Here is a 26,471-nt window from a genome sequence, read left to right as displayed (position 1 = left end):
TAGAACTCGGTCTTTACTTTTAAAGACCGAGTTTTTTTATTCTATAATATCGACTGAAATACCTTCTGTAATTATTTCTGAAACTAAGGCTAATTTTCCTTCAGTAAAGAGCTCATCAAGCGATTTCATATCAACATTTTCCCAAGGTTCAGCTTTATAGTTTTTGTAATTAACAAAACGTATTCCCTTTACAACACTGGGGTTGAATGCTTCTCTAAAACGAATACCACCTTTTCCAGTGTAGAATTTATAGGCGAGATAGTCAGTAGTAAAATCATCTTTATTTATCCAATACATATAAATATCTTCGTGATCTACGCCACCGCCTTCTTGTGCAAACGTCACTTCAATTTCGTAGTATTTTTTGCCTTTAATCTCAGCCTCTCCAACCAATTTTTTATTTACGGCTTCATCATTCAAACCGTAAGGTAGTTGCACAAAATAATGTACAGAATTCACCGAGTTTGCATAAAGATTCGATAGTGAGTCGGGCAAGTTTATCTTTACACCATCTACTTGTCGCTCAAAACTACTATTGGTAAGCACATCATAGGTTTCTCCTAATGAATCGTTTATTGTTCGGGTTAATTTGTAAAGACCGTTTTTTCTTTCGCTAGTGTATTTATTTTTACGAAAGGTGAATTCAATTTTGGCCTTGTCGTACTTATCCCCTCCTGCAGTTTCAATTGTTTTGTCAATAATCTGCTGCGCTGTAAGTTTTTTTTCTTCTTGCTTGCAGGAAATAAAAAGAAAAAGAAATCCAATTAGTGGAAGGAGTCTCATAGTTTATGTTTTTTCCTCAAAGATACAAATGAATTATTCTAATCAATAAATTCATCTATACGCAAATGTTGTAGTTGTAAAACTTTAAATATTAATCTACAATAGTTCTAAACGTCAGATTGATTCTTGCTGAGTTTACTTTTTTAGTTGGCGGTAATCGATGTAACCAATAGGTTTGAGTTTCACCTTTCATCACTAATAAGCTACCGTGTTCTAAGATTACAGAAATTGTGTCTTTGGTTTCTCTATACTTAAAAGCGAATTTTCGCGTTGCACCAAAACTAACAGAGGCAATGGCTCCATTCTTTTTTAAATCTTTTTCATCATCACTATGCCAAGCCATTCCTTCTGCACCAGTGTGGTATAAGTTAAGTAAGCAGCTGTTATAAGTTTCTCCACTTTTCTTTTCAATATAGTTTTTAAGCTCAAGTAATTCTGGTGTCCATGGAAGCGCTTTTTTTGTAGTTTTTGAATAGGTGTATTTAAATTCCTTATCACCGTACCAAGCTACCTTTCGTTTTGTAATAATTTTTTTTCCAAAGATGAATGCTTCATCATTTTTCCAAGAAATAGAATTTAGAAGAATTTCGAAATAACGATTTGCCAAGTCTTCAGAAAATATTTTTCCGAAATAATTAACCTCGCCATCTCTCGGAAGTAAGTTCTTTTCTGAATTTGATTTTTGAGAAAATAAATTAAATTGTTCCAAGGGAAATCTTTTTTAAGGAATGATAAAAATAACAACTCCCAACGAATCGAGTTTATATTAAACGTAGTATTTAGTTATAAAAAAAATGTGTGAAAGTTTTAAATTGAATTCATTACTTTTAATAACCAATGGACTATCAAATTAAAACCTAATCAATTATGAATATTATGCTTTTTATTTTCGGAGTAATAGTAGTGATTGCGATTTTGCTTGTTATTGTTTTTAATCGCTTTGTAAAAAACAAAAACTTAGTGAAAGATGCTTGGAGTAATATTGATGTCGCTTTAAAGCGTCGCTATGATCTAATTCCGAATCTTATTGAAACTGTAAAAGGGTATGCAGCTCACGAAAAAACCACATTAGAAAATGTGATTAATGCGCGTAATGCTGCTATGTCTGTTCCTTCCGACGATATAAGTGGCCAGATAAAAGCAGAAAGTCAGTTACAACAATCGTTACGCAGTATTTTCGCATTAGGTGAGGCATATCCAGATTTAAAAGCTAATCAAAACTTTTTAGACCTGCAGCAAAAGTTAAATGAAATTGAGGTAAATCTCGAACGCAGCAGAAGGTATTACAACGGTACGGTGCGTGAAAATAACACCTATGGCGAAAGTATGCCTGGTGTTTTATTTGCTGGAATGTTTGGGTATAAGCATTTCGATTACTTTGAAGCTGATGAAGCCGAACGCAAAAATGTGAACGTGAGCTTTAATTAAAAAGTAATTAAACGTATGCAATTAAAATGCTCTTCAATTATTTCATAAAATACAAGGTTAGTTGCTGGTTCAACAAAGAACTGGTTTTATTGATTTGTGGAATATTCTTTTTCCTAAAAGCTTCTTCTCAGAATTTTACTGTTGATTATGCAAAGGTTGATATTTATATAAGTGAAGAGGGGTATTTTGATGTTGTAGAAAATTACGACATTACTTTTACGGCTCCCAAATACGGGATATATCGTACTATACAAACTCAATACGATATTAAAACGGAAGAAGGAACGAATGAAAAACGCAAAATTGAGATTAAAAAATTAGATGTTTCAAAACATAAGTATTCAACTACTCCATTTTTAGCACGAAAAGTAAGCAATGATTTTGAAATTAAAATTGGGAACAAGGATAAAACTATAATCGGTCCGGAGCACTACGAAATTAAATATAGGGTTTACAATGCTTTTCTCTATGAAGAAGAAAACACTCATTTCTATTGGAATATCAAACCAGACAATTGGTTGGCTCCTTTTAAAAAATTAGATTTTACTATTCATATTCCTGAAAGCATCCATTTAGATTTAGACAATTTTTATGTGTATTCAGGTGAGCGAGGTGAAACTGCAGCTTCACCTTATTTTGAAGTTAATTATGTCGATGGAGTATTTCTAGCTAAAAGTACTAGAGACTTTAATTCTGCAACCGGAGAGAGTGTAACGGCACTTGTTAAACTTCCAGCTAGTTCTATAAAAGAAATAAAACCCTTTTGGCCGTTTTGGTCAGACTATGGTTGGATTATTATTTTGGGAGCTTTAATCTTTGTTTTTTATTTAGTTTGGAATAAGTACGGGAAGGATGATAAGGTGATTGCGACTACAAGTTATTTTCCTCCAAGTGGCATAGATCCAGCTATGGCAGGGTATTTAATAGATGATAAAGGTGATACTGAAGATCTAATTGCTTTATTACCATATTGGGGCGAACGTGGGATAATAGCCATAAAGGAAATTCCTAAAAAAAATTGGTTTGGAAAGAGTGATACTAAAATTACACGTTTAAGACCCCTACCAGAAGGTGCTCCACCCTATGAAATAGAACTTTTTAATGGAATTTTCGGTAGCGAACATAATTCTGGTGAAAAAAGTGTTTTAATAAGTAGTTTGAAAAATTCCTTCTACACCAAAATGGATAAAGCAAAGAGATTATTAAAAAAACAAGCTCAGGTATATTACGATCCCAAAGCCAATAAAGTTCAAATTGGAGCAATAGTGGGGTTGCTACTAATAAATTTTATTTTACTCGTTGTTTTTTTAATATTTTGGGGGTTTATTGCTGTAATTACACTTGTACCTGTTTTTATCTTCCTTCTTTATATGACAGTACACTTGGTAAAGAAAAACGCTAAAGGAACTCAGGTTTTATCTGAATTAAAAGGGTTTAAACAATTCATTATAATAGCAGAAGAGAATAAACTAAAAATGCTATTAAAAGATAGCCCCAACTACTTTGAATCTACGATGAGCTATGCGCTAGCTTTTGGTTTGTTAAGCAATTGGGTTAAGAAGTTTGAAGCACTCGATATACAACCTCCTACTTGGTATTCTTCAACAGGAGGCGTGGTGACAATAAATAATTTTTCCAAATCATTTTCCGATACCATACAGTCTACCAAATCTACCATGGTTAGTTCCCCATCAAGCAGTTCGTCTGGAGGCGGATCTTCAGGTGGCGGTTTTGGCGGCGGTGGCGGTGGAAGCTGGTAAGTCTTTTCTTATTTATTCATAAATACATTAAATTTCATCTAGATTCTAGCATCTAGCATCTCAAACCTCACATCTAGCATCTCAAATCTCACCTGTACCCCCAAGGTGCTGCAGGAGTTTCAACTTCAGTAGTTAAATCGAATTTTACTGTAAACACTCTGTCGCTTCCAATTCTACGTAAATTGTAGGTCATAGAAGTATCATCAAGGGTAAACCACCATACATTAGTAGATGCTAAAGGAAGCATATTGCTTGTATGTTGGTCTGCAGGAAAAATCTGGATATTAGGTAAACCAGTATTAGAGCTTAACCCTCCGTATTGAGTAACATCTTCTTCAGTTCCATCTTCGTGACGATGGTCATGCTTTAAAAGGATGCGATTGTCATCTTGTAAGGTCAATACCCAAGTTCTAGATCTATTTTCCCCTACAAAAAACGGAACACGAATGATATTTTTTTCACAACTTCTTACATGCATAACAAGTTTTTCACCCATAAAACCATCACCTTCCTTGCCGCCAGCTGTAATTTCTCCCTCATAAGCTTTCCCGCAATGCGATTTTAGATTGTTCCAAAATTGTTCGGATGCAGGAGCTTCTTGAGCAAAGAGATGTAGGGGAAATAGCATCAACAAAAGGAGTAACTTTTTCATAATAAGAAGTTTTAAAGGAAACGACAAGATATCAACTTTTATACAAAATGTAAATTAATATCGAATTAAACTAATCCCCTATGCTAAATCAAAAGCATAAGCATGGATTTAGAAATTATAAATCTCTTCTCTTGAGTACAGCGTACGACCAATAAACGAATAAAAAAGTCCATACCACTACAATTAGAATATTTAACCAACCAACCGCATAATCCTTTGTAAAATTTTCCCCTAACTGGTTTGCGGCGGTTTGTATAACTCCTAAGCGGCTAAACGGTTCTTTTATTAGGTTTGCCATCGCATTTAAAGGAAAAAACAAAGCTACTTTATCTGCAATTTCAGTGTCTCTAAAGAACTGCCATTTCATTAAACCGTAGAGTAACCATTCAATTACTTGCCAAACAATTAAGAAGCCAAGCGCAAAGGCTGAACGCTTTACCAATACCCCTAAAAATAAACAAAACGAGAAAAAGGCAACGAGTTTTATAAAATACGCTGCTATGTATTCCAAATCGCTAAAAATTATTCCTATTTCATTGTAATCGGAAAAACTTAAACCTAGGGTTAATGTTACTATAAATATGAATATGGTGGAAATGCTTGCAAACAAAAGCACCGTAAGAAACTTAGAAAGTACAAACTCTTTTTTGCTAAGGCCGTCAATCAGGTTTTGCTTAAGAGTGCGATAAGTGTATTCATTACTCATCAGGGAAACAATAACAATTGCTAAGAAGAGTTTTAAAATAGCAGCAACATATGTGTTAAAATGCCAAATAAAAGGAAAGTTGAAAATTCCTTGATCTGCTACTCTAAAGTGAATATTTCCAAAATTGAATTCTATAGAAGCAATAAGGGCAATAAAAGTGATTAGTATAAAATAAATACTCGAAATAACTTTTACAGATCGGCTATGTTTCAGTTTAAAAAGTTCTATTTTTAATAATCGTAGCATCTGCAATTAGTTTTGTTTGGTTAGTTCAAGGAATTGTTCTTCAAGGCTTTCTTTTCTCTTTACAAGGTGTGAAAGGGTAACACCTTTTTCAAAAAGTAATTTATTTACCTCAGTTGCATCCATGGGTTGGTTTAGATAAACTATTAGATATTCTCCATCACGTTTAACAGTTCCAAAAGCAGAATTGCCTTTTAATGCTCGTTCCAATAGCTCCATATTATTACTTTGAAGGGTTAAAAACCCATGGCTAGCATTCATAGCATCTACACCGCCTGAATACAGACTAACTCCTTTTCTAAGAATAACTACATGAGTACATACTTTTTCAACTTCATCTAGCAAATGTGAAGCGAGTAATATCGTGGTGCCTAAGGAAGCAATTTTCTTTATAATCTCTCTAATCTGATGAATTCCCTGCGGGTCAAGACCGTTGGTTGGTTCGTCTAGAATTAATATTTCAGGGTCATTTAATAAGGCTGAAGCAATGGCTAAACGTTGTTTCATTCCTAGTGAAAAGGTGCTAAACTTGCTATCTTTTCTTTCGGATAAACCAACTAACTCTAGCTTTTCTAAAATTTTAGCTTCAGAAACCTCTTTAATTTTACATACCAATTTAAGATTTTGTACTGCCGTCATATACGGGTAAAAGTTAGGTCGCTCAATAATAGCTCCTACTTTTTTTAGAGCATCGTGAGTAGAAATATCACCGTTAAACCATTGAAAGTCGCCTGAAGTTTTGTTTACTACATTAAGCACAATACCTAGTGTTGTACTTTTACCGCTTCCATTTGGACCAAGTATCCCGTAAACATTACCTTTTTCGATTGTAAAAGATAGGTTGTTTACAGCAGTAAGTGAACCGAATTTTTTAGTAAGATTATTTATTGTGAGAATGTTTTCCACAGAAAAGTTTTTGGTGGTTATTGTTTGTATGACGAATTGCAAAGGCTTTTGTTACATTTTCAATTCTGAACATTGAATTCTATATTCAGAATTAAGTACCTTTGCACATCTTTTAAAATATAAATATAATGCAAGACGGAATCTACGCAAAAATAACCACAGAAAAAGGAGAAATCCTTATTAAACTTACGCACGATAAAACTCCAGGAACAGTTGGAAATTTTGTGTCTTTAGCAGAAGGGAATTTAGAAAATTCAGCAATTCCACAAGGGAAACCATATTACGACGGATTAAAATTCCACCGTGTAATCCCAGATTTTATGATTCAAGGAGGTGATCCAAAGGGAACAGGTTCAGGAGGTCCAGGATATAACTTCGAGGACGAATTCCATCCAGATCTTCGCCATGACACTCCAGGGGTGCTTTCCATGGCCAATGCAGGTCCGGGAACTAACGGAAGTCAGTTTTTTATTACTCACGTGGCAACGCCTTGGTTAGATAATAAGCACACTGTATTTGGAAACGTAGTAGAAGGACAAGATGTTGTTGATAGTATTGCTCAAGGGGATACTATGCAAAAAGTTGAAATTATTCGCGTAGGGGAAGAAGCTGAAAAGTGGAATTCAGTAGAAGCGTTTAGAAGTTTTACTGGCGAAAGAGAAGCGCGAATTGCAAAAATGAAAGAGCAACAAGAAGCCGAACTTAAGAAAGTAGCAGAAGGTTTTGAAAAAACAGATAGCGGACTTCACTATAAAATCATAATCAAAGGTGATGGTAAGAAGGCTGAAAAAGGAAAAACAGTTTCTGTGCATTACAAAGGAATGCTAACTGACGGAACCGAATTCGATTCTTCATACAAGAGAAGACAACCAATTGACTTTCCATTAGGAAAAGGTCACGTAATTGAAGGTTGGGATGAAGGTATTGCGTTATTACAAGTTGGTGATAAAGCCAGATTTGTAATTCCTTCTAATCTTGCTTATGGTGAGCGCGGAGCTGGTGGTGTAATTCCTCCAAATGCAAATTTAATTTTCGATGTTGAATTAATGGACGTAAAATAAGTTTACATATTTGAATCGTTAGTTTTAGAAATCTTCATTACTCCATTTTTTGTGTAATGAAGATTTTTTTTTGGAACTATTATTTTCTTCCAACGAAATGTTCCATCGTTTTGTAAATGCCGAGCACCTTGCCAGCAAACCAATCGAAAGTATTAATAGAAAGTAATGCTTGTCCTAATCGTGTGAAGCGGTATATGTACCCCGGAATAGTTACCATCTTTTTATCTTTCTCAATTGCTTTTATAATAGTAAGCGCCGCTGCTTCAGGTTTGAGAATTGGTATCTTAGATTGAACCCCATCAAACATTCCTGTATTGATGTAGTAAGGCATGATGGTAGTAACCTTAATGGCTTTATTTTTTTGCATCATTTCTAATCGAAGACTATCAGACCAACCAATCATAGCCCATTTACTAGAGGCATAAACCGACATTTTTGGATTGGAGATTAATCCACCGGAAGACGCGATATTGCAAATATGCCCTGAATTCTGGTTCAACATGCCATCAAGAAATTCGTTAGTAACATACATCGGTCCAATGGCGTTAATCTCCATAGTCTTAGCAATGTCTGCATTTGTATGTTCGTCGAAATATTTCCCTACAACAATTCCCGCGTTGTTGATTAGTACGTCAACAATTCCTATTTCTTGCCTTACTCGATTAGCTGTTTCTTTAATTTCCTCAGGATTGGAAACATCTACTTTAAATCCAAAAAGATCTTTGTTATTGGCAAACTCAGTTAGCGTACGGTTTATATTTTTCTGACTAATATCCCATATAATCACTTTTGCCTTCCGCTCAAGCATTAATCGAACCATTATCTTTCCAATACCAGACCCTCCGCCTGTGATTAAAACGGTTTTATTATTTAATTGACTCATAAATTAATTTGATTGTTGGAATTTTTTATTTCCATTTGATATTGCATCCAATACTTGGTTTTTGATCCTTTCGCTGCGGATTATTGTTAAGGATATTATCCATAGCTTCGCGTAAATCACGGCCATTTACAGGAATTCTATTACCAGGTCGGCTGTTGTCTAATTGTCCGCGGTAAACCAGTTTAAGGTCATCATCAAATAGATAAAAGTCTGGCGTGCAAGCTGCATCATAAGCTTTTGCAATTTCTTGAGTTTCATCGAATAAATATGGGAATGGATAGCTTTCTTTTTGGGCAGTTCGCCACATTTCCAAAGGAGAGTCGGCTGGATATTTAATTATGTCGTTACTATTAATTGCAACAAACCCAAAACCAATCACCCTATAATCGTTGCAAATGCGAACTAATTCTTCATTTACATGTCTAACGAAAGGGCAGTGGTTACAAATAAACATAACTACAGTGCCCTTTTCTCCCCGTATGTCCTTTAGCGCAACAATTTTGTTAGTTACCGCATCTGTTAGTACAAAGTCTGGGGCTTTGGTGCCAAGGGGTAGCATATTTGATTCAGTGTTTGCCATTTTGTTTTTAAAATATTTGTATTGTGTTCAGGTCTAAATATACAATTTTTAAGGGTTTAAATAACTAACGATTGCAGGCTAATACTAATACGCTTCTTAAAAATTTTACTAAAGAATTTATAATTTTTTGCCGATGTTTAATTTCTCAGTTAACTTTAAAGATTAAATTAAAACATTATGAAAAAATCATATTCATCATTATCTGTAGCTATTGAAGATTTACAAAAGGAAGGTTATACTGAAGACTTTAATCTTGTAGAGGAAGGAATAGAATCTAAAAATCTTAGGAAGAAGTGGAAAGCTGGGGAGCTAGATGTTGTAAAATATTACCGATTTGAAGGTATGACCGACCCCGGAGATAATACTATTCTATATTTAATTGAAACCAAAGGAGGAGTTAAAGGCCTTCTGGTAGATGCATATGGTGCAGACCAAAGTGTGGTTTCTTCAGCAATGATTCAGAAACTTAGAATAAACCATGCCAAATAAACTAACTTGGACAGATTTTGAAAAGGTAGAAATGCGGGTTGGAACTATTATAGAAGCCAATGATTTCCCTGAAGCGAGAAACCCTTCATATCAACTAAAGATCGATTTCGGAGAAGAAATTGGAAAAAGAAAAACTTCTGCTCAAATAACAAAACTTTATCATAAAGATGAATTGATAGGGAAACAAGTGGTTGCCGTAGTAAATTTTCCAAAGAAACAAATCGCAAACTTTATGAGTGAGTGTCTTGTTTTAGGTGCTGTAGAAGGCAAAAACGTGACTTTATTGCAAACCGATAAACCAGTTAAAAACGGTTTACGAATTTTATAAACTTTATACCAAGGCTTAATAGCAAACTAACTAATGAAGAAGTTCTTAATCTATATATTCTTACCAATCTTAATTATTTCATGTAAAAACAACTCAGCAGCAGAGCAGCTTGAAAAAGAGGTTGTTGTAAATAATTACGATAGAATCAATCAATTAAATTGGTTGATAGGAACTTGGACAAACGAATCTGATGATGAATATTCTCAAGAAACATGGTCTAAAGAAAATGACAGTACTTTTACGGGGTTTAGCTTTGTTGAGGTTGATGGTAAACCTGAACAAGCCCTAACAATGGCCTTAGAGGAGAAAGAAAACAACTTGTTTTTATCCTTTCTAAAAGTTGATGAAAAAAACTCTAAACCTTAAACCCTAACACTTGTTTCATCAAGAGAAGGTAAATTTGTTTTCGACAATGATAATATAGACTTCCCTGAAAGGATTACCTATACCAATCCTGCTAAAGACTCCTTACACACTTGGATTGAAGTAGAAATAGAGGGTGAGCCAACTAAAACAGATTTTTACTTCACCAGAAAATAAAGACTAATTAAGCTTCGGCATCTAGAGTATCGGTAACAACATAATAACGTGGATCCTCAACAGAATTTTTTATTATAGTTTCAAATTCTGGATTCCACTTAAGTAATAACGCTTTACAATCTGGACTAAGGTGCGTTAATTTAATTTGCTTTCCGTTATCGAGGTATTTATTAGCAATATTACGAACAGCCTCAACCCCAGAATGATCTGATATTTTAGATTCAATAAAGTCTATTTCCACCGAATCTGGATCGCTTGAAACATCAAACTTACTATTAAAGGCTGTGGTCGATCCAAAGAACAAAGGCCCCCAGATTTCATAAACTTTGGTTCCGTCTTCTTTAATTCTTTTTCGAGCTCTAATTCTTGTAGCATTTTTCCAAGCAAAAACCAAGGCGCTCATAACAACCCCTATAAACACTGCTATTGCCAGATCTAACCAAACTGTTACTGCAGACACTGTAATAAGCACTATAGCATCCGAAACTGGAATTTTATGCAGAATTCTAAAACTACTCCAAGCAAAAGTTCCAATTACAACCATAAACATAACTCCGACTAATGCAGCAATAGGAATTTGTTCAATAAGTGGAGCCCCAAATAGCACAAAACAAAGTAAAGCTATTGCAGCTGTGGCTCCAGAAAGTCTCCCGCGTCCCCCAGAACTTACGTTAATGATAGATTGCCCAATCATTGCACAGCCACCCATTCCACCAAAAAGACCGTTCAAGATATTAGCTCCTCCTTGAGCTACACATTCTCGGTTTCCACTACCACGAGTTTCGGTCATTTCATCTATAAGATTCAATGTCATCAACGACTCAATTAAACCTACGGCAGCCAATATAAAAGCAGTAGAAAATATCAATCCCCAATGTCCGTCTAGGGTTTCAATAAATCCAAAAATTTGAGTTTGGAACATCGGCAATGAACCTTTTAAACCAGATCCGCCACCATCGCGTATAAACGAACCAACAGTACTCACATCTAAACCTCCGAATATGGTAATTGCTGCAACTACAATAATAGCAATAAGAGCCGCTGGAAGTTTTTTGGTGATTTTCGGTAAACCGAACATAATACCCATGGTCAATCCAACTAGCGCTAGCATAACCCATAGGTCCAAACCGGAAATCCATTGCGGTACCGTTCCGCGAGTTTCTTTAAATAGACCTAGTTGAGAAAGAAAAATCACAATTGCTAAACCATTTACAAATCCCATCATAACGGGATGGGGGATAAGTCGTACAAATTTCCCTAACTTAAAAACGCCCGCCATTATTTGAATGGCCCCAACAAATAAAAGGGTTATAAAAAGCCATTGAAGCCCAAGGTTTTGAACAGGTTCTGCTAATGTAAGTCCAACTTCATTTCCTTTTTGGATTAAGTGTACCATAACAACCGCCATAGCACCCGTTGCTCCAGATATCATACCAGGACGACCTCCAAAAAGAGCTGTTACGAGTCCCATTATAAAAGCACCATAAAGTCCCACTAAAGGATCTACACCCGCTACAAATGAAAAAGCTACCGCTTCTGGAACTAATGCAAGTGCAACAGTAAGTCCTGATAGAATATCGTTTTTAGGATTCTGAGTGAAATTTTGAAGTGTTTTTGCGAACATAATGTTTTTTATAAAGGGCGGCAAAGATAACCTTTTTGAAATAAAACTAAAGGATTGAGTGTTTCAATGCATTTTAAGTTGTAAAACTATTTAAAACATTGATTTTTAAGAAATAAAAAAAACCGGCTACGAAATTATTCGCGCCGGTTTTACTTTTTTGTTTTTCAACTACTAAATGTCGTCGAAACTGATATCTGTAAAAGTACTAGTATCAGTAGCAGTTGTTTGAGCAACTGCTTCTTTAACAGGATTAGACGTATTTTCTGTTTCCTTTTTGTAATTTTTTTGATGACGTTCGCTTATAACTTCTTCGCCCTTCTCATCTATAATGTAGTTTATCATTTCTTCAAGAGTGTCTTTAAACTCAGTAAAGTCTTCTTTGTATAGATAAATCTTATGTTTTTTGTAGTGGAAAGACCCATCATCGTTTGTAAACTTCTTACTCTCGGTAATTGTAAGGTAAAAATCTCCTGCCTTTGTAGACCTTACATCAAAAAAGTAGGTGCGTCTTCCTGCACGCATAACTTTTGAAAAAATTTCTTCTTGCTCCATCGTATAGTGCTCACTCATAATTTCTATTATTTTTTACTAGGTGTCGCCAAAAATCTAAAAAAAAACCAAACCAGCCAAAGTAAATTACATTTCTTTTTCTAAAAGCTGTTTTGAATATAACTCCTTGTAGTAACCTTCAATGTTAACTAGCTCCTCGTGGGACCCTTTTTGGATAATTTTTCCTTCATCTAAAACAATAATCTTATTTGCATTTTTAACTGAAGAAATTCTGTGACTTACAATGATAGTGGTTTTATCTTTAGAAATCTTAAATAGGTTTTGAAGAATCTCTTCTTCAGTTTCTGTATCTACAGCCGAAAGGCAATCGTCGAACAATAATATTTGAGGATCTTTAATAATTGCCCTTGCAATAGAAACTCTTTGCTTTTGCCCGCCACTCAATGTAAGGCCTCGTTCTCCTAAAATTGTATCATACCCTTTTTTAAAGCCAATAATGTTTTTGTGAACCGCAGCATTTTTGGCAGCATATATAACCTCTTCTTCTGTTGCTTCTTCTTTCCCAAAACGAATGTTGTTTTTTATCGAATCGCTAAACAAAAATGCATCTTGTGGTACATACCCAATACTGTCACGCAAATTTTCGAGGTTGAGGTTTCGGATTGAAGTTTGGTCAATGTTAAGCATTCCAGCTTTAACATCATATAATCTTCCTATCAACTCTAGAATGGTTGATTTTCCAGATCCAGTATTTCCTACTATTGCAAGAGTTTCTCCAGGTTTCACTAAGAAGGATACATTTTTTAAGGCCGTAATTCCAGTGTCTGGATAAGTGAATGTTAAATTGTTAAATTCTATTTCACCATCAATAGGAGTGCTTTCTGTAACAAGATTTTTAATGGCAGGTTCTGTTTTTAGAAACTCATTTATACGTTCTTGTGAAGCTTCTGCTCTTTGAACCATAGAAGTAACCCATCCCACAACAGCTACAGGCCAAGTAAGCATATTTACATAAATTAAAAACTCGACTATAGTTCCAAATTCGGCTATTTGACCATTTATATATCTACTTCCCCCAATATAAATAACTAGAATATTACTTACGCCAATAAGTAACATCATTAAGGGAAAAAATAGGGCTTGTACCTTAGCAAGGTCTATGTTTTTTACCTTACTTCCTTCGGCCAATTCTTCAAAATTAGCATTAATGCTTTCCTCGGTTCCGTAGGCTTTAATAACGGCAATTCCACTAAAACTCTCTTGAGTAAAAGTTGTTAGTTTTGATAAATATTGTTGAACTATAGTACTGCGTTGATTGATAATCACGCTTAGTTTATAAATGGCAATCGATAGAATTGGCAGTGGAGCAATAGCATACCACGTTAAAATTGGTGCGGTATAAAACATATAACTTATTATTACAATAAAAAGTGTAATTGTAGTAATGCTATACATAAGCGCGGGCCCAACATACATTCTTACTTTAGAAACATCTTCACTTATTCGGTTCATTAAATCGCCAGTCCGATTTTGTTTGTAAAAGCCTAAAGAAAGTCTTTCGTAATGTTGAAAAATCTCATTTTTTAAGTCGTATTCCACATATCTAGAAACCACAATAAATGTTTGTCTCATCATAAATGTGAAAAAAGCAGAAAGCAATGCAGCGCCAAGTAAAAGTAAAATATTAATCAAAAGCTCGTGTTTTACATAAGCTAAATCGGTTACCTCTCCATTTAAGTATTGTTTTACAACTGTTACCGAATCTCCTACTTTCATAGGGACAACAAGTTTAAATACTGTTGCAACTATAGTAATAAATACTCCCAACAGAAGGCGCCACCTGTATTTTAAAAAGTATTTGTTTAGATATTTTAATTCTTTCATTAGAAATAAATTGAATGTTTTTTTAAAGTTCTTAAATTAACACCCTTTGCTTTGTGGAATTAACAAGTAAAAGTTACTTTTGCACTGCCTTTTTAAAGGATAAACAAAAATCAAAATAGTTATGAAAACTGAGGTAATCAATACAAACGAACTACATAAAATAGACCCTGTATTTGGTCAAATGTCATTTGATGATCACGAGCAAATCGTTTTTTGCAACGACAAAGATACTGGATTGAAAGCAATAATTGGTATCCACAACACTGTTTTAGGACCAGCTTTAGGTGGTACTAGAATGTGGAACTATGCAAATGAGTGGGAAGCATTGAATGACGTTTTGCGTCTTTCTCGTGGTATGACTTATAAAAGTGCAATTACAGGTTTAAATCTTGGTGGAGGTAAAGCAGTTTTAATTGGTGATGCTAAAACTCAAAAAACCCCAGAATACATGTTGAAGTTCGGTGAGTTTGTACATTCATTAAGTGGAAAATATATTACTGCAGAAGATGTAGGAATGACAACTGCCGATATGGATTTAGTACGCACAGTAACCCCTCACGTAACTGGTGTTTCTGAAGCAAACGGAGGTTCAGGAAACCCTTCTCCAATTACAGCTTACGGTGTTTTTATGGGACTAAAAGCTGCAACTAACTATAAATTTGGTTCAGATAATTTAGATGGGAAAGTAGTTTACGTTCAGGGAATTGGTAACGTTGGTGAAAATCTTGTTAAGCACTTAAGTGAAGAAGGTGCTAAAGTTTATATTTCAGATATCAACCAAGAGCGCTTAGAAGAAGTTCGCGACAAATACAGTGTAAACATTTACACAGGTAGCAATCTATATGCGGAAGAAATGGATATTTATGCTCCATGTGCGTTAGGTGCTACAATTAACGATCAAACTATTAATCAGTTTAACACAAAGATTATTGCTGGTGCGGCTAACAACCAACTTGCTGATGAGCAAAAGCACGGTAAAATGTTACGTGAAAAAGGTATAGTTTATGCTCCAGACTTCTTAATTAACGCTGGAGGGATTATAAATGTATATGCTGAACTTGAGAATTATGGCCGTAAGGAGATAATGAGTAAGACTGAAAACATTTATAATACCACGCTTGAGATCTTGAAAACAGCTGATAGTGATAAAATTACTACACATCAAGCAGCCTTCAACATTGCACAAGCTAGAATAGACGCAAGAAAAAACGAAAAATAGTTCAAACCTTTTTAGTACTACAATATCACTATTTCTTATATTTGCAGCGCACAAGATGTTCTTGTGCGTTGCTATTTTAAAAACAAGTTCTTTTAAAAAATAATATGCTTACTAGAAGACATATCCGAGTAAAAGTTTTGCAGACTGTTTATGCTTACAATCACAGTGTAAACCCGAACATCGATGTACAAGAAAAATTTCTTCATCACAGTATTGGTCAAATGCAAGATTTGTATTTACTAATGTTAGAGTTGTTGGTTGCGGTAAAAGATCAGGCAGAAGATTTTCTCGCGAAGTCACAAAATAAGTATCTAGCTACCGATTCTGAAAAAAATCCGAGTCGTACTTTTGTAGATAACAAAGTATTAAACATTATAGCCAACAATGCTGTTTTTTCTGAAATAATTGATAAGAAAAAACTTAACTATTGGGCATTAGACAACGAATATGTAAGTATTGTTTTTAAAGAATTACGCGAAAAAGATTGGTATCAAACTTATCTAGGTAAAACAGATACTACCCTTAAAGAGGATCAAGCTTTCATTGCGAAGTTCTACAAAGATGTGATTGCTCCAAACGACAAGCTTTATGATTACTTAGAAGATAAACGTCTTACTTGGATAGATGACTTTCCGATTGTAAATACTGCCATCGTTAAAATGTTGGGAAAAATTTCGGAAAAGAATGCTTCTGACCTTTTAGTTCCTGATACCTACAAAAACCATGAGGACCGTGAGTATGCGCTTCAACTTTTTAGAAAAGTAATTTTAAATGAAGAAAAGCTAAATCTTCAAATTGAAGGAAAAACTCCAAATTGGGATCAAGATCGAATTGCCGATATAGATTTGATTATTTTAAAAATGGCTATTGCTGAATTTTTATATTTCCCATCAATTCCTGTTCGTGCAACAATAAACGAATACTTAGAGGTTTCAAAAGAATATTCTACCCCAAAAAGTAGCATTTTCGTAAACGGTATCTTGGATAAATTGGTAAAAGAGTTTACCGAAAATGGGGATCTTAATAAAATGGGAAGAGGGCTTCAATAAGAGCAAAATATTGTCTATTTTTGCCCAGCTAAAAACATAAAAAATGAAAAAAAAATGAAAAAATCAGTTTTATTTGTAGCTATACTTTCTGTTTTTGCGTTTTCTTCTTGTAAAGATAATGCAGCAGATAAGGTGAACGAAGAAAATGTAGCAGCAGCAGAAGCACGTGATGCAGAATCTGGAAAATTTCCAGTAATGACATTTGAAGAAGGTCAATACGACTTCGGAACTATCGAGCAAAATACACCTGTTGAACACGTATTTAAATTTAAAAACACTGGAGATGCTCCATTAATGATAGTTAACGCTAAAAGTAGCTGTGGATGTACTGTTCCAGAATATACTAAAGAGCCAGTTGCTCCAGGAGAATCTGGTGAACTTTTAGTTAAATTCAACGGTGCTGGACAAAACCAAGTTAGCAAGACTGTAACTATTATTACAAATACAAAAGCAGGAGTTGAAACCTTAACTATTAAGGCTTTCGTTACCCCTAAAGGTGGAGCAAAACAGCTACCAACCTCATAATTTACTTACTGGAATTTAAAATTTACTATGGAACAAATACAAGGTTTTTTACCTATAATATTATTGTTTTTGGTGATGTATCTTTTCTTGATACGCCCACAAATGAAAAAAGCCAAACAAGAAAAGCAGTTCGCTGCTCAGCTTAAAAAAGGCGATAGAGTTATTACAACAGGAGGATTGCACGGTAAAATATTAGAACTGTCTGATGATGGAACTTGTGTTATTGAAAGCCTTGCTGGAAAGATGAAGTTTGAAAGATCTGCCATATCTATGGAAAGAACAGCAAAACTAAACGCACCTGTGAAAGAAAAGAAATAGAAAATTGTTCCTTTTTGAATTAAAAACTCCCTCTCTATTTTATATAGTTGAGGGAGTTTTTTATTTTAGAGAATTCTTGTGAGGCTAAACGCTCTTCAGAATATCCAATTTGCTAGTTTTAAATATTATCTCCTAATTTAGCGCTGTATTTACTATGTCCGACATTAAGAAGAATCAATTGCGAAAACACAAAAGATTGGCGACTGGGCTGTTCTTTTTTATGGCGATTGTATATGGATTAATGGTTTACCTTCAACATCAAGGTAGTGAAGCTTGGATGGGATATGTAGAAGCGTTTTCGGAGGCTGGGATGGTTGGAGCGCTGGCTGACTGGTTTGCTGTAACGGCTATTTTTAAACACCCTCTTGGAATTCCTATACCTCACACAAATTTAATCGAGCGAAAAAAGGACGATCTTGGACAAAATTTAGGGAAGTTTGTAAAAGACAACTTCTTAAATCCCGAAAATATACGGCCGTATATAGAAAAATTAAATGTTGTAAAGTGGGTCTCGGAATGGCTAAATAAACCCACTAGTCAAAAAATACTGGAGAAAGAAATTATTAATCTTACTACAAAAATCATTTCAGACCTTCAGGATAAGGATGTAGAACAATTTTTAGCAAATAAAGGGACGGAGATTTTACGTGAAATTGATTTTCAGAAAATTTCATCATCAGGTATTAAATACTTTATTGATAAAAATGAACATATCACCTTATTGGAAATTCTACTACCTGAAATTAAGGAGTATATCAATGAAAGCCAAGAGATGATACTTCACCGATTATCTGAAAACAGACCATTTATTGCTTTTTTAGCTGGTAGAAAAATTTCAAATGAAGTGGTTGAAGGCTTAATAAAATTTATTGATGAAATAGAATCGGATAAGGAGCATTTTGTTCGGAAAAAACTTACGGAAAATTTACAAGGATTCTCTGAAGATATTCTTGTTTCTGAGCAATGGAAGGAGAAATTTGAGACGTTAAAACAAGAAGTATTAACGGAGCAAAACTTAAGAACTTACACCAATGATGCATGGCAATCTATTAAAGGGCTTTTATTGCAAAACTTAGAAAATCCTAACTCACAGTTACAAGGTTATCTACAAAGTAATATCCAAAAGTTATCGCATAGCCTTTCCGATGACCAAGAAATTAGCAATAGGATAAATAGTTGGGTGCGACATTTTTTATATAGAATGACATTAAAAAACAGCGATGAAGTAGTATCACTTATTAGCAGCACTGTTGCTGGATGGGAAGGGAAAGAGCTCAGTGAGAAACTAGAGTTGGAAGTGGGAAAAGATCTTCAGTTTATCCGTATAAATGGTACTTTGGTAGGTGGTTTTGTGGGATTGCTAATTTATACACTTACTCATTTGTTTATTTAACACTAAAATTCGGTTGTGTATTTTTAAGACGTAAGACGTAAGACCGCTGCGCTTAAGGACGTAAGACATAGGATGTAAGACCGCTGCGCTGAAGGACTTAAGACATAGGATGTATGACCGCTGCGTTGGAGGATGTAAGACATAGGACTAAAGACCGCTGCGCTGTAGGACTTAAGACTTGATATTTGACAACTTTATATTAATGTTAAATGGATTGATCTGGTTTTTAAAATTAATTTTAATTGGTGACCTTAGTATTAAGCCGTTAATTAATAAAAGTATACTCCAATTGTGTAATTATAAGGGAGTGATTAAATTCTGATTTGTAAAATAATAAAAGCACCAAATTCCATAAGAATACCTTTGGAATTTGGTGCTTAGTTTTTTAGGAGTTTATTTTGCTTCTGTCTTAAACTTAGTAAGGTCTTCAGCTGTAATTTTCGCAATGTTTACAATTACTTCTACCGCTTTAATCATACTCTCAACAGGTACATACTCGTATCTACCGTGGAAGTTATGACCTCCAGCAAAAATATTTGGACAAGGAAGCCCCATAAAGCTTAATTGCGAGCCATCTGTTCCACCTCTAATAGGTTTTATTAAAGGTTTGATGTTTGCTTGCAACATGGCTTCTTCAGCTATATTTACAATATGCATTACAGGCTCCACCTTTTCACGCATATTAAAATATTGGTCTTTTATTTCAACCGATACAGCTTCCGTTTCAAATTGTTCATTTAAATCATCAGCAAGTTTTTGGATCATTTCTTTTCGAGCTTCAAAATGCCCTCTATCGTGATCGCGGATAATATATTGAAGTTGCGTTTCGTCTACACTTCCTTTTATATTGTGTAAATGAAAGAACCCTTCACGACCTTCTGTGTGTTCTGGTGTTTCAAGTCTTGGTAAGGAATTGATAAAGTCTGTAGCAATGTACATACTGTTTACCATTTTCCCTTTTGCATAGCCTGGGTGTACAATTTTTCCTTTAATTGTAACTACGGCCCCGGCTGCGTTAAAGTTTTCGTATTCTAATTCGCCCACTTGACTTCCGTCCATAGTATAGGCCCATTCAGCACCAAATTTTTCTACGTCGAATTTATGTGCGCCACGGCCAATTTCTTCATCGGGAGTGAAACCAACACGAATTTTTCCGTGCTTTATTTCAGGGTGATTGATTAAGTATTCCATAGCCGAAACAATCTCGGTAATTCCAGCTTTATCATCGGCACCCAAAAGTGTTGTTCCATCAGTAGTGATAAGCGTCTGACCTTTGTACAACAATAAGTCTTCAAAATAATCCGGAGAAAGAACGATATCTTGTTCTTTATTCAGAACAATGTCCTTCCCATCATAATTTTCAATTATCTGCGGTTTAACGTTGGCACCTGTGAAATCAGGGGAAGTATCAAAATGCGATACAAAACCAATTACCGGAACATCGTGTGGAACATTTGATGGCAAAGTAGCCATAATGTAAGCGTTTTCGTCGATGCTTACGTCTTCCATTCCTATTTCTTTTAGCTCCTCAGCTAGTTTATTTGCTAAATCCCATTGCTTTTCGGTACTCGGAGTTGTGTCGCTATTTGGGTCACTTTCGGTGTCAATAGTTACATAACTTTTAAAGCGGTCAATAATGTGTTGTTTTTCAATCATGTCTTTTTCATTTACAATACAAAATAAAGCATATTCAAAATAACAAATACATAGTTTAGTGTATTTTTGTACCACATTTTGCAATTATGTATAAAACTATCATCCGTCCCATATTTTTCAGCTTCGATCCTGAGAAAATTCATCATTTTACATTTTCATTACTTCAATTCTGCCATAAACTTGGTTTAGGAGGTCTTTTCCGAAGTATTTATAAAGTTGAAGATAAAAAACTTGAACGTGAGCTTTTTGGTTTAAAATTTCCAAACCCTGTAGGTCTTGCAGCAGGTTTTGATAAAGATGCAAAACTTTATAAAGAATTGTCAAATCTCGGTTTTGGCTTTATCGAAATTGGAACCGTAACGCCAAAACCTCAAGCCGGAAATGAGAAACCTCGTTTATTTCGATTAAAGGAAGATTCAGCTGTTATAAACCGAATGGGGTTTAACAATGGGGGAGTGGCAGAAGCCGTAGAAAGGTTAAAACAAAATCCGAAATTAGGAGATAAAAGAAGGGTTTTAATTGGAGGGAATATTGGTAAAAATAAAGTTACGCCAAATGAAGAGGCGGTTAATGATTATATCATTTGTTTCGATTCACTGTTCAACTATGTAGATTATTTTGTTGTAAATGTAAGTTCGCCAAACACACCAAACCTTCGTGCGTTACAGGAGAAAAAACCTTTAACCGACTTGTTGAAAACGCTTCAAGATAGAAATAATAAAAAGGAAAAGCGTAAGCCAATTCTTTTAAAGATCGCTCCAGACTTAACAGATGAACAGCTAACCGATATTATTGACATTGTAAATACTACCAAAATTGATGGTGTAATTGCCACAAATACTACTATTTCACGAGATGGACTTACATCAGCAAACAAAAATGAAATGGGTGGGTTAAGCGGAAAACCTCTTAATACGCGTGCCACAGAAGTAATCCGTTATCTTTCAGAAAAAAGTAATAAATCGTTTCCAATAATTGGAGTAGGTGGAATTCATTCAGCTGAAGATGCGCTCGAAAAGCTTGAAGCTGGAGCGAGTTTGGTTCAGCTGTACACAGGGTTTATTTATGAAGGACCGGGTTTAATAAAACGGATAAATAAAGCAATTCTTAAAAGGACTTAAGACAATAGGACGTAAGACGTAATACGAATTATTAGCGTTTTCAATTATCCGCAATCAATATTAAAAAGTATATTAGAGCAAATCCAAGGTGGTTATCTTATAGCACTAAGTCATTTATTCTATGATAGAAACCCTATTATCCTTTGCCATTGCATCGTTAGCTCTTGCACTTTCTCCGGGGCCAGACAATATTTATGTGCTTACACAATCTTTGGTAAATGGCACTAAAAGTGGAATAGCGACAACAGCTGGTTTAATTAGTGGTTGTATTGTGCATACCACCTTATTGGCTTTTGGAGTTTCTGCGATAATAACAACTTCCGAAGAAATTTTCTACGGCATTAAAATTTTGGGAGCATGCTACCTGCTTTATTTAGCGTATTCGGTTTTTAAAAGTGATTCAGAAATTACTTTTACCAATAATGCTCCAAAAAAAACGTATTGGCAGCTTTTTAAAACGGGGGTGATAATGAACTTATTAAACCCTAAAGTAATGATTTTCTTTTTGGCGTTTTTCCCTGGTTTTCTTTGGGATAAAGATGGCAATACGGTTTACCAGTTTTATGTGTTAGGAATTACTTTTATGATAGTTTCTTTTTTTGTTTTCAGCTTAATAGCGCTTTTAGCAGGACGAATATCTAATTTGCTAATGAAGTGGAAACGTATAAATACTGTTTTAAAGTGGTTGCAAATTGTGGTATTTGTGGGAATAGCTGTTTTTATTTTGCTGCCGTAATTAGGTTTTTATTAAAATATAGATTGAGAGTCCAAGATTTTATTTCCCTGCTCTAGAAGCTTCGCGAGCATTGCATCGTCTTCTAGGCTTTATTTTTGTGTCCCCCCGCTCCCGCGCGATTACATCGCGTGGTCTCCCAGACTTTAATTGATTAACAGTACTTACTTTTCTTATCTCGATATCATTTAGCAACCTTTGTTTTCATGAATTAGGAAATAACAATATCTTTAGAGGATGAGTCGCAATTACAAACCAGCCTGCGTACTGGCAGGTTTCATAATCCAGAAGGACTTTATTTTGTGGAGCTGTATAGATGAAAAAGGACCTTTATATGATACATTGGTATTTCGGTATTATGGTTGATTTGGGATATATTAATTTAAATTGTGTGAGGAACGCGATGCAATCGCGCACCAGCGGGAGGTAAAACAAATAGGCTAATGCAGTTGATGCGCGATTTTCTTGATATGCTTAATTGGTATGATGATGTTCCGGAAGGAGACAAGAAACCTGAATCTAATGAGAGCACTATGGAGACTAATAATGAGGAGCCGGTTGAACCGCCTAAAAATAGTATTGAATACACTGTGGAAGGGCAACTGAAACCCAATTCCAGATATGGAGTAAATAGTCCAGATTATGGCGGGACAGGCGAATCGTCTTCTACAAAAAATTACAATAAAGCTAAGAAAGATTCCCTAAGATTCGTGAAAACCGGACTTTTCAAAAATTTATCCATTAGAAGAGATACAATTAAATAATAAGCAGATATGAAAGAATTAATAATCGGAATACTATGCGTGTTTCTTTTTTCGTGCGTGGAAAAAGAATCAAAAAACGTTCAAGAGCAAGAGTCAAAGACATTAAGTCGTATACATTTTGATGACCTTGTAGGAGAGGGAATGTTTTTAAGGAATAACTTTCCAATAGGATTATGGAGATATTATGATTCTAAAAAGCGACTTTTGGAAGTAAAACAATTTATTGATATAAAAAATAGTCCGTATTTAAACCAAAACTGGACTTTTGACATTAAAGGAGATACTATTCCCGATTTAAGCTATTATTATGAAATTTTTTTTGAGAAGGATACTATATCCTTAAAGGACCCTGTAAAAGCATTAGTCAATCTTAAAGAAGCTTTTTTTAAAGATCAACCTTCATCTATTATGGTTTTGATTCCACAAAAAAAAACTGAAAACTTTAATTCTGATTTTTCAAATATATCAAAGGTTTTAAAAGACACAATATTTAATCTTAATACAGAAAAGGAGTATCGTGAACAAGGAAAGCTAGAGGGTGATTATAGAAGAAGTGCTTTCTTTGGACGTTATTTTGATACTGGAGGTTTGAAAAAGATCAGAGGAATTATTGTCGAATTCAATTCTGATGGAAAGTTTTCAGATGATACGAATGCAGATTATAAGGAACATTATTATTATTTTGAGAAGGATATTTTTGTAAAAGATTAATGTAGATATTGAAAATATAGCTAGTGGTATTTAAGACAACAAACTCTTACAGATTAGATAATGTTGCATCCGACGAGGGAGGCACGACCGAGAGGAATGCATATCTCAAAGAGGAGTTCGACATAAACACCTACGACTTCGGCGCAAGAAACTACGACCCCACCCTCGGGAGGTGGATGAACATAGACCCGCTCGCGGAGGCGATGCGCAGACATTCGCCTTATAATTATGCGTTTAATAACCCCATCTATTTTATAGATCCCGATGGGATGATGCCTACCGATAGTTATGGGATGAAATTTGACACTTCGTTTAATGATGTAATTGGCTCTACTGGAGATTTAAATGTACGCAGCTTTGATGAAGACGGAAATACTTTAGATTTTGTAACAGTAAATGATAAACAAGGAGTGGACCTTCATGCAGATGGAACTCTTGAAAAAAATAATTTACAGACTCGAGGGGATATTATTAGTAATACTAACGGTACTGATGGGAGTGAGAGTTTACGTAGTAGTCCTCCAAACAAGTGGCAAAAGATTTTTAGGGCAATGCGAAATGCAGCTAACGCTGCATCCTATTCAAGTGGTATTGCAGGAATGACGCAAATCGGAATGATAGAATATAGACAAGCACTACCACTAGAAAATAAAATTAGTACTTTTGGAAAATTTAGTTCTATTTATAAAGGAGTGGGAACTGTAAGGAGAGTAGGAGGTAATATAGGTTATTTTGCCGCTGCACTAAATATGCATATGGATTATTCTGAAATGACCTCAAATAATATTACCACAACAAAATTTGCTTATAGAACCACCTCCACATTTGCTTCAATTTTTACCACAGCGTATGTGGGGGCTAAAGTAGGTGGCCCTTGGGGAGCTGCTGCGGGAACATTAGTAGGTGGAGCAACAATGGGTCTTGAAATATTTCACGATTGGTGGGACAATAATATTACTCCTCAGATAAATCGATCTTTTCAATTTGATATTCAGGGATTAATGCAAGGATTTAAGCCATAAATTCATTTAGAGAATGTTGTTGAAAATAAGTTCAAAAAATCATTTTATAGCAGCTTTATCTATATTTGTCTTGACTACTGGACATTTTATCCTGCTTGTAGCATTTAATTTCGATTTTGGAATTATAATGATATGTTTTATTGGTTCTCTATTATTTGTTATACCAGGAATCTATTTACATTTAGAATATTGGTTTATAAATAGACACGAAAAATATATTATTAGAACAGATTCCATTAGTCGGTTTAAGAATAAAAAAGAGGAAATATACTATTCCGAAGACATAAAAAAAATAATACTTTATGGCTCAGCTACATTATTTGAACCTTGGTTTCATCTTTCTGCTATGGAGCAGTATCATTTTGCTCATGTCTTTTTAAAGAATGGTAAAACCTTAACCATAACATGCTTATTAACCCCAAGAGTAGATAATGCATTAGGCATCTTAAAAGGTGTAAGGATTGAAAAGAAAAAAGGCTTATTTAATTCTATCTTTTTACACATGAATTGAGGCATTTTGATCTTGCGAACTTTTATGTTATATAGTTGGCGTGAGCGTGTACCCCGCTGGCGCGCGAATCCTTTCGCGTGCCTTGAGTTTTCCTTCTTTATAACAGCTTCAATTTCACTAAAATGACTTAGTTTTAGTGTTTATTTATTGATATATTTATGAGTCGAAAGTATAAACCTGCCTGACGACAGACAGGTTCCACAATCCAGAAGGACTTTATTTTGTAAGCTGTGTAGACGAAAACGGATTTTTGGAAGATATTGTGGTGTTTCAGTATTATGATTGAATAGGTTAGTTTAATTAGAATTGTGCGAAGAACGCGATGCAATCGCGCACCAGCGGGGGGTTTCATAATCCAGAGGGCCTGTATTTTGTAAGCTTTGCAGATGAAAAAGGGTTGTTGGAAAATATTGTGGTGTTTTAATATTATGGTTGAATTGGGAGTTATTAATTAAAATTGTGCGAGGAACGCGATGCAATCGCGCACCAGCGGGGGGTGCAGCTGGTTTTGGAGGAAGTTTAACTTTATTAGATATTAATGGGGGATTAGGAAAGTCTAAAGCAACAATTGGAAAATCATGGTAAAAATTTCATTACTGTCACTTTTTGTAATTATTTTAAGCTGTAAAAATCCTTTTGATGAATTTAATAGGATTTCAATTGACGACGCATTAGAAATTACAGTACATAGTCAAATAAATGAAAGAGGAGGAGCAATTCTAAATGAGAAATATTTGTTTATTTCATTTTGCCCATTAATTTCAAAAAGCGATAATCCAGAATATCAGGATATAGAGATTTTTTATTCTGTTGATAAATTAGTTCCATATAAATTACATAAATATAAGGGCGAAAATTATTTCTATATAATCAATAAAAAAGATAGTTTGGTATTTAAATTATTGAATTTTGAGTAATTAATCGGTTTAAGCTTTGAATTAGGATGTATATGAATAGAATATCTATCACCTACGACTCCGCTAGCGCGCGAATCCTTTCGCGTGCTTTGAGCTTTCCTTCTTTAAAACGGTTTTAGTCTCAATAAAATAACTTAGTTTTAGTGTTATTAATT

30 protein-coding genes are annotated in these 26,471 nt (G+C 34.7%); 19 read left to right on the top strand and 11 right to left on the bottom strand.

Features of this window, described 5'->3' with window-relative positions:
- Positions 1–36 precede the first annotated feature (36 nt).
- Both K8344_RS11410 and K8344_RS11405 read right to left on the bottom strand, forming a co-directional pair.
- Positions 37–783 carry a DUF6503 family protein gene (locus K8344_RS11410; protein WP_237608815.1) on the bottom strand — a complete coding sequence of 249 codons (747 nt, stop codon included), beginning with the start codon at positions 781–783 and terminating at the stop codon, positions 37–39.
- 91 nt (positions 784–874) lie between these two features.
- Positions 875–1,492: an alpha-ketoglutarate-dependent dioxygenase AlkB family protein gene (locus tag K8344_RS11405; protein ID WP_237608814.1), complete on the bottom strand. Its 618-nt coding sequence runs from the start codon at positions 1,490–1,492 to the stop codon at positions 875–877.
- A 158-nt stretch (positions 1,493–1,650) separates the two neighbouring features.
- Between K8344_RS11405 and K8344_RS11400 the strand changes: the two genes are divergently transcribed.
- On the top strand, positions 1,651–2,211 hold the full coding sequence (locus tag K8344_RS11400) for a LemA family protein (protein WP_237608813.1): 561 nt from the start codon (positions 1,651–1,653) through the stop codon (positions 2,209–2,211).
- Between the two features lie 26 nt (positions 2,212–2,237).
- On the top strand, positions 2,238–3,971 hold the full coding sequence (locus K8344_RS11395; protein ID WP_237608812.1) for a DUF2207 domain-containing protein: 1,734 nt from the start codon (positions 2,238–2,240) through the stop codon (positions 3,969–3,971).
- A gap of 88 nt (positions 3,972–4,059) precedes the next feature.
- On the opposite strand, the gene K8344_RS11390 is transcribed toward K8344_RS11395, so the two are convergent.
- From K8344_RS11390 to K8344_RS11380, 3 genes are all read right to left on the bottom strand, one after another.
- A complete protein-coding gene (locus K8344_RS11390) occupies positions 4,060–4,623 on the bottom strand; it encodes a hypothetical protein (protein ID WP_237608811.1) in 564 nt (187 codons plus the stop codon).
- Between the two features lie 115 nt (positions 4,624–4,738).
- Positions 4,739–5,575: an ABC transporter permease gene (locus K8344_RS11385; protein ID WP_237608810.1), complete on the bottom strand. Its 837-nt coding sequence runs from the start codon at positions 5,573–5,575 to the stop codon at positions 4,739–4,741.
- A 6-nt stretch (positions 5,576–5,581) separates the two neighbouring features.
- Positions 5,582–6,478 (bottom strand): ABC transporter ATP-binding protein, encoded by an 897-nt coding sequence (locus tag K8344_RS11380; protein WP_237608809.1) that lies wholly within the window; start codon positions 6,476–6,478, stop codon positions 5,582–5,584.
- Between the two features lie 128 nt (positions 6,479–6,606).
- On the opposite strand from K8344_RS11380, the gene K8344_RS11375 reads away from it, so the two are divergent.
- Entirely contained in the window at positions 6,607–7,539 is a 933-nt protein-coding gene (locus K8344_RS11375; protein ID WP_237608808.1) for a peptidylprolyl isomerase, read from the top strand.
- A gap of 79 nt (positions 7,540–7,618) precedes the next feature.
- Here K8344_RS11375 and K8344_RS11370 read toward each other — a convergent pair whose 3' ends face one another.
- Positions 7,619–8,422 (bottom strand): SDR family oxidoreductase, encoded by an 804-nt coding sequence (locus tag K8344_RS11370; RefSeq protein ID WP_237608807.1) that lies wholly within the window; start codon positions 8,420–8,422, stop codon positions 7,619–7,621.
- 25 nt (positions 8,423–8,447) lie between these two features.
- Positions 8,448–9,002, bottom strand: a complete 555-nt coding sequence (locus tag K8344_RS11365; RefSeq protein ID WP_237608806.1) for a thioredoxin family protein — start codon at positions 9,000–9,002, stop codon at positions 8,448–8,450.
- 177 nt (positions 9,003–9,179) lie between these two features.
- Between K8344_RS11365 and K8344_RS11360 the strand changes: the two genes are divergently transcribed.
- The 3 genes from K8344_RS11360 to K8344_RS11350 are packed head-to-tail and all read left to right on the top strand — an operon-like array spanning position 9,180 to position 10,185.
- On the top strand, positions 9,180–9,491 hold the full coding sequence (locus tag K8344_RS11360) for a phosphoribosylpyrophosphate synthetase (protein WP_237608805.1): 312 nt from the start codon (positions 9,180–9,182) through the stop codon (positions 9,489–9,491).
- Positions 9,481–9,819: a tRNA-binding protein gene (locus K8344_RS11355; protein WP_237608804.1), complete on the top strand. Its 339-nt coding sequence runs from the start codon at positions 9,481–9,483 to the stop codon at positions 9,817–9,819. The genes K8344_RS11360 and K8344_RS11355 overlap by 11 nt, the downstream gene beginning before the upstream one ends.
- A gap of 33 nt (positions 9,820–9,852) precedes the next feature.
- Entirely contained in the window at positions 9,853–10,185 is a 333-nt protein-coding gene (locus tag K8344_RS11350) for a DUF6265 family protein (RefSeq protein WP_237608803.1), read from the top strand.
- 181 nt (positions 10,186–10,366) lie between these two features.
- On the opposite strand, the gene K8344_RS11345 is transcribed toward K8344_RS11350, so the two are convergent.
- The 3 genes from K8344_RS11345 to K8344_RS11335 all read right to left on the bottom strand — a co-directional run bounded on the left by K8344_RS11345 (position 10,367) and on the right by K8344_RS11335 (position 14,377).
- Positions 10,367–11,983, bottom strand: a complete 1,617-nt coding sequence (locus tag K8344_RS11345) for a SulP family inorganic anion transporter (protein ID WP_237608802.1) — start codon at positions 11,981–11,983, stop codon at positions 10,367–10,369.
- 171 nt (positions 11,984–12,154) lie between these two features.
- Entirely contained in the window at positions 12,155–12,553 is a 399-nt protein-coding gene (locus K8344_RS11340) for a PUR family DNA/RNA-binding protein (protein WP_237608801.1), read from the bottom strand.
- A 66-nt stretch (positions 12,554–12,619) separates the two neighbouring features.
- Positions 12,620–14,377: an ABC transporter ATP-binding protein gene (locus K8344_RS11335; protein ID WP_237608800.1), complete on the bottom strand. Its 1,758-nt coding sequence runs from the start codon at positions 14,375–14,377 to the stop codon at positions 12,620–12,622.
- Between the two features lie 121 nt (positions 14,378–14,498).
- Between K8344_RS11335 and K8344_RS11330 the strand changes: the two genes are divergently transcribed.
- From K8344_RS11330 to K8344_RS11310, 5 genes are all read left to right on the top strand, one after another.
- Positions 14,499–15,596, top strand: coding sequence for a Glu/Leu/Phe/Val family dehydrogenase (locus K8344_RS11330; RefSeq protein WP_277613142.1), 1,098 nt, complete (start codon positions 14,499–14,501; stop codon positions 15,594–15,596).
- Positions 15,597–15,700: 104 nt separating this feature from the next.
- A complete protein-coding gene (gene nusB / locus K8344_RS11325) occupies positions 15,701–16,645 on the top strand; it encodes a transcription antitermination factor NusB (RefSeq protein ID WP_237608799.1) in 945 nt (314 codons plus the stop codon).
- A 54-nt stretch (positions 16,646–16,699) separates the two neighbouring features.
- The gene (locus tag K8344_RS11320; protein WP_237608798.1) at positions 16,700–17,170 is read left to right on the top strand and encodes a DUF1573 domain-containing protein; all 471 of its coding nucleotides are present in this window, start codon (positions 16,700–16,702) and stop codon (positions 17,168–17,170) included.
- A 27-nt stretch (positions 17,171–17,197) separates the two neighbouring features.
- A complete protein-coding gene (yajC, locus tag K8344_RS11315) occupies positions 17,198–17,488 on the top strand; it encodes a preprotein translocase subunit YajC (protein WP_139856016.1) in 291 nt (96 codons plus the stop codon).
- A gap of 154 nt (positions 17,489–17,642) precedes the next feature.
- Positions 17,643–18,881, top strand: a complete 1,239-nt coding sequence (locus tag K8344_RS11310) for a DUF445 domain-containing protein (RefSeq protein ID WP_237608797.1) — start codon at positions 17,643–17,645, stop codon at positions 18,879–18,881.
- A 393-nt stretch (positions 18,882–19,274) separates the two neighbouring features.
- Here the strand turns inward: K8344_RS11310 and pepT are convergent, their stop codons facing one another.
- The gene (pepT, locus tag K8344_RS11305) at positions 19,275–20,537 is read right to left on the bottom strand and encodes a peptidase T (protein WP_237608796.1); all 1,263 of its coding nucleotides are present in this window, start codon (positions 20,535–20,537) and stop codon (positions 19,275–19,277) included.
- Between the two features lie 86 nt (positions 20,538–20,623).
- Between pepT and K8344_RS11300 the strand changes: the two genes are divergently transcribed.
- From K8344_RS11300 to K8344_RS11270, 8 genes are all read left to right on the top strand, one after another.
- Complete coding sequence (locus K8344_RS11300; protein ID WP_237608795.1) at positions 20,624–21,658, top strand: quinone-dependent dihydroorotate dehydrogenase; 1,035 nt, start codon at positions 20,624–20,626, stop codon at positions 21,656–21,658.
- A 121-nt stretch (positions 21,659–21,779) separates the two neighbouring features.
- Positions 21,780–22,394 (top strand): LysE family translocator, encoded by a 615-nt coding sequence (locus tag K8344_RS11295; RefSeq protein WP_237608794.1) that lies wholly within the window; start codon positions 21,780–21,782, stop codon positions 22,392–22,394.
- Between the two features lie 440 nt (positions 22,395–22,834).
- Positions 22,835–23,155, top strand: a complete 321-nt coding sequence (locus tag K8344_RS11290) for a hypothetical protein (protein ID WP_237608793.1) — start codon at positions 22,835–22,837, stop codon at positions 23,153–23,155.
- Positions 23,156–23,164: 9 nt separating this feature from the next.
- Positions 23,165–23,866: a hypothetical protein gene (locus K8344_RS11285; protein ID WP_237608792.1), complete on the top strand. Its 702-nt coding sequence runs from the start codon at positions 23,165–23,167 to the stop codon at positions 23,864–23,866.
- A 23-nt stretch (positions 23,867–23,889) separates the two neighbouring features.
- Positions 23,890–24,888, top strand: coding sequence for an RHS repeat-associated core domain-containing protein (locus tag K8344_RS11280; protein WP_237608791.1), 999 nt, complete (start codon positions 23,890–23,892; stop codon positions 24,886–24,888).
- A 13-nt stretch (positions 24,889–24,901) separates the two neighbouring features.
- The gene (locus tag K8344_RS11275) at positions 24,902–25,399 is read left to right on the top strand and encodes a PH domain-containing protein (protein ID WP_237608790.1); all 498 of its coding nucleotides are present in this window, start codon (positions 24,902–24,904) and stop codon (positions 25,397–25,399) included.
- A 459-nt stretch (positions 25,400–25,858) separates the two neighbouring features.
- On the top strand, positions 25,859–25,984 hold the full coding sequence (locus K8344_RS14160; RefSeq protein ID WP_262913426.1) for a hypothetical protein: 126 nt from the start codon (positions 25,859–25,861) through the stop codon (positions 25,982–25,984).
- Positions 25,978–26,316: a hypothetical protein gene (locus K8344_RS11270; RefSeq protein WP_237608789.1), complete on the top strand. Its 339-nt coding sequence runs from the start codon at positions 25,978–25,980 to the stop codon at positions 26,314–26,316. The genes K8344_RS14160 and K8344_RS11270 overlap by 7 nt, the downstream gene beginning before the upstream one ends.
- Positions 26,317–26,471 lie beyond the last annotated feature (155 nt).

It is taken from the genome of Aequorivita xiaoshiensis, from assembly GCF_022008395.1.
In the GTDB taxonomy this organism is placed as follows: domain Bacteria; phylum Bacteroidota; class Bacteroidia; order Flavobacteriales; family Flavobacteriaceae; genus Aequorivita; species Aequorivita xiaoshiensis.
This window is presented reverse-complemented; position numbering and strand designations above follow the sequence as displayed.

What these genes read in the sequence shown, in the direction of transcription:
- K8344_RS11290 (WP_237608793.1), top strand. Translation starts at nt 22,835, where the DNA reads ATGCAGTTGATGCGCGATTTTCTTGATATGCTTAATTGGTATGATGAT.
- K8344_RS11395 (WP_237608812.1), top strand. Translation starts at nt 2,238, where the DNA reads ATGCTCTTCAATTATTTCATAAAATACAAGGTTAGTTGCTGGTTCAAC.
- K8344_RS11320 (WP_237608798.1), top strand. Translation starts at nt 16,700, where the DNA reads ATGAAAAAATCAGTTTTATTTGTAGCTATACTTTCTGTTTTTGCGTTT.
- K8344_RS11310 (WP_237608797.1), top strand. Translation starts at nt 17,643, where the DNA reads ATGTCCGACATTAAGAAGAATCAATTGCGAAAACACAAAAGATTGGCG.
- K8344_RS11370 (WP_237608807.1), bottom strand. Translation starts at nt 8,422, where the DNA reads ATGAGTCAATTAAATAATAAAACCGTTTTAATCACAGGCGGAGGGTCT.
- K8344_RS11275 (WP_237608790.1), top strand. Translation starts at nt 24,902, where the DNA reads ATGTTGTTGAAAATAAGTTCAAAAAATCATTTTATAGCAGCTTTATCT.
- nusB (WP_237608799.1), top strand. Translation starts at nt 15,701, where the DNA reads ATGCTTACTAGAAGACATATCCGAGTAAAAGTTTTGCAGACTGTTTAT.
- K8344_RS11375 (WP_237608808.1), top strand. Translation starts at nt 6,607, where the DNA reads ATGCAAGACGGAATCTACGCAAAAATAACCACAGAAAAAGGAGAAATC.
- K8344_RS11295 (WP_237608794.1), top strand. Translation starts at nt 21,780, where the DNA reads ATGATAGAAACCCTATTATCCTTTGCCATTGCATCGTTAGCTCTTGCA.
- K8344_RS11385 (WP_237608810.1), bottom strand. Translation starts at nt 5,575, where the DNA reads ATGCTACGATTATTAAAAATAGAACTTTTTAAACTGAAACATAGCCGA.
- K8344_RS11270 (WP_237608789.1), top strand. Translation starts at nt 25,978, where the DNA reads ATGGTAAAAATTTCATTACTGTCACTTTTTGTAATTATTTTAAGCTGT.
- K8344_RS11330 (WP_277613142.1), top strand. Translation starts at nt 14,499, where the DNA reads ATGAAAACTGAGGTAATCAATACAAACGAACTACATAAAATAGACCCT.
- K8344_RS11345 (WP_237608802.1), bottom strand. Translation starts at nt 11,983, where the DNA reads ATGTTCGCAAAAACACTTCAAAATTTCACTCAGAATCCTAAAAACGAT.
- K8344_RS11335 (WP_237608800.1), bottom strand. Translation starts at nt 14,377, where the DNA reads ATGAAAGAATTAAAATATCTAAACAAATACTTTTTAAAATACAGGTGG.
- K8344_RS11350 (WP_237608803.1), top strand. Translation starts at nt 9,853, where the DNA reads ATGAAGAAGTTCTTAATCTATATATTCTTACCAATCTTAATTATTTCA.
- pepT (WP_237608796.1), bottom strand. Translation starts at nt 20,537, where the DNA reads ATGATTGAAAAACAACACATTATTGACCGCTTTAAAAGTTATGTAACT.
- K8344_RS11390 (WP_237608811.1), bottom strand. Translation starts at nt 4,623, where the DNA reads ATGAAAAAGTTACTCCTTTTGTTGATGCTATTTCCCCTACATCTCTTT.
- K8344_RS11340 (WP_237608801.1), bottom strand. Translation starts at nt 12,553, where the DNA reads ATGAGTGAGCACTATACGATGGAGCAAGAAGAAATTTTTTCAAAAGTT.
- K8344_RS11360 (WP_237608805.1), top strand. Translation starts at nt 9,180, where the DNA reads ATGAAAAAATCATATTCATCATTATCTGTAGCTATTGAAGATTTACAA.
- K8344_RS11410 (WP_237608815.1), bottom strand. Translation starts at nt 783, where the DNA reads ATGAGACTCCTTCCACTAATTGGATTTCTTTTTCTTTTTATTTCCTGC.
- K8344_RS11285 (WP_237608792.1), top strand. Translation starts at nt 23,165, where the DNA reads ATGAAAGAATTAATAATCGGAATACTATGCGTGTTTCTTTTTTCGTGC.
- K8344_RS11300 (WP_237608795.1), top strand. Translation starts at nt 20,624, where the DNA reads ATGTATAAAACTATCATCCGTCCCATATTTTTCAGCTTCGATCCTGAG.
- yajC (WP_139856016.1), top strand. Translation starts at nt 17,198, where the DNA reads ATGGAACAAATACAAGGTTTTTTACCTATAATATTATTGTTTTTGGTG.
- K8344_RS11365 (WP_237608806.1), bottom strand. Translation starts at nt 9,002, where the DNA reads ATGGCAAACACTGAATCAAATATGCTACCCCTTGGCACCAAAGCCCCA.
- K8344_RS11355 (WP_237608804.1), top strand. Translation starts at nt 9,481, where the DNA reads ATGCCAAATAAACTAACTTGGACAGATTTTGAAAAGGTAGAAATGCGG.
- K8344_RS11400 (WP_237608813.1), top strand. Translation starts at nt 1,651, where the DNA reads ATGAATATTATGCTTTTTATTTTCGGAGTAATAGTAGTGATTGCGATT.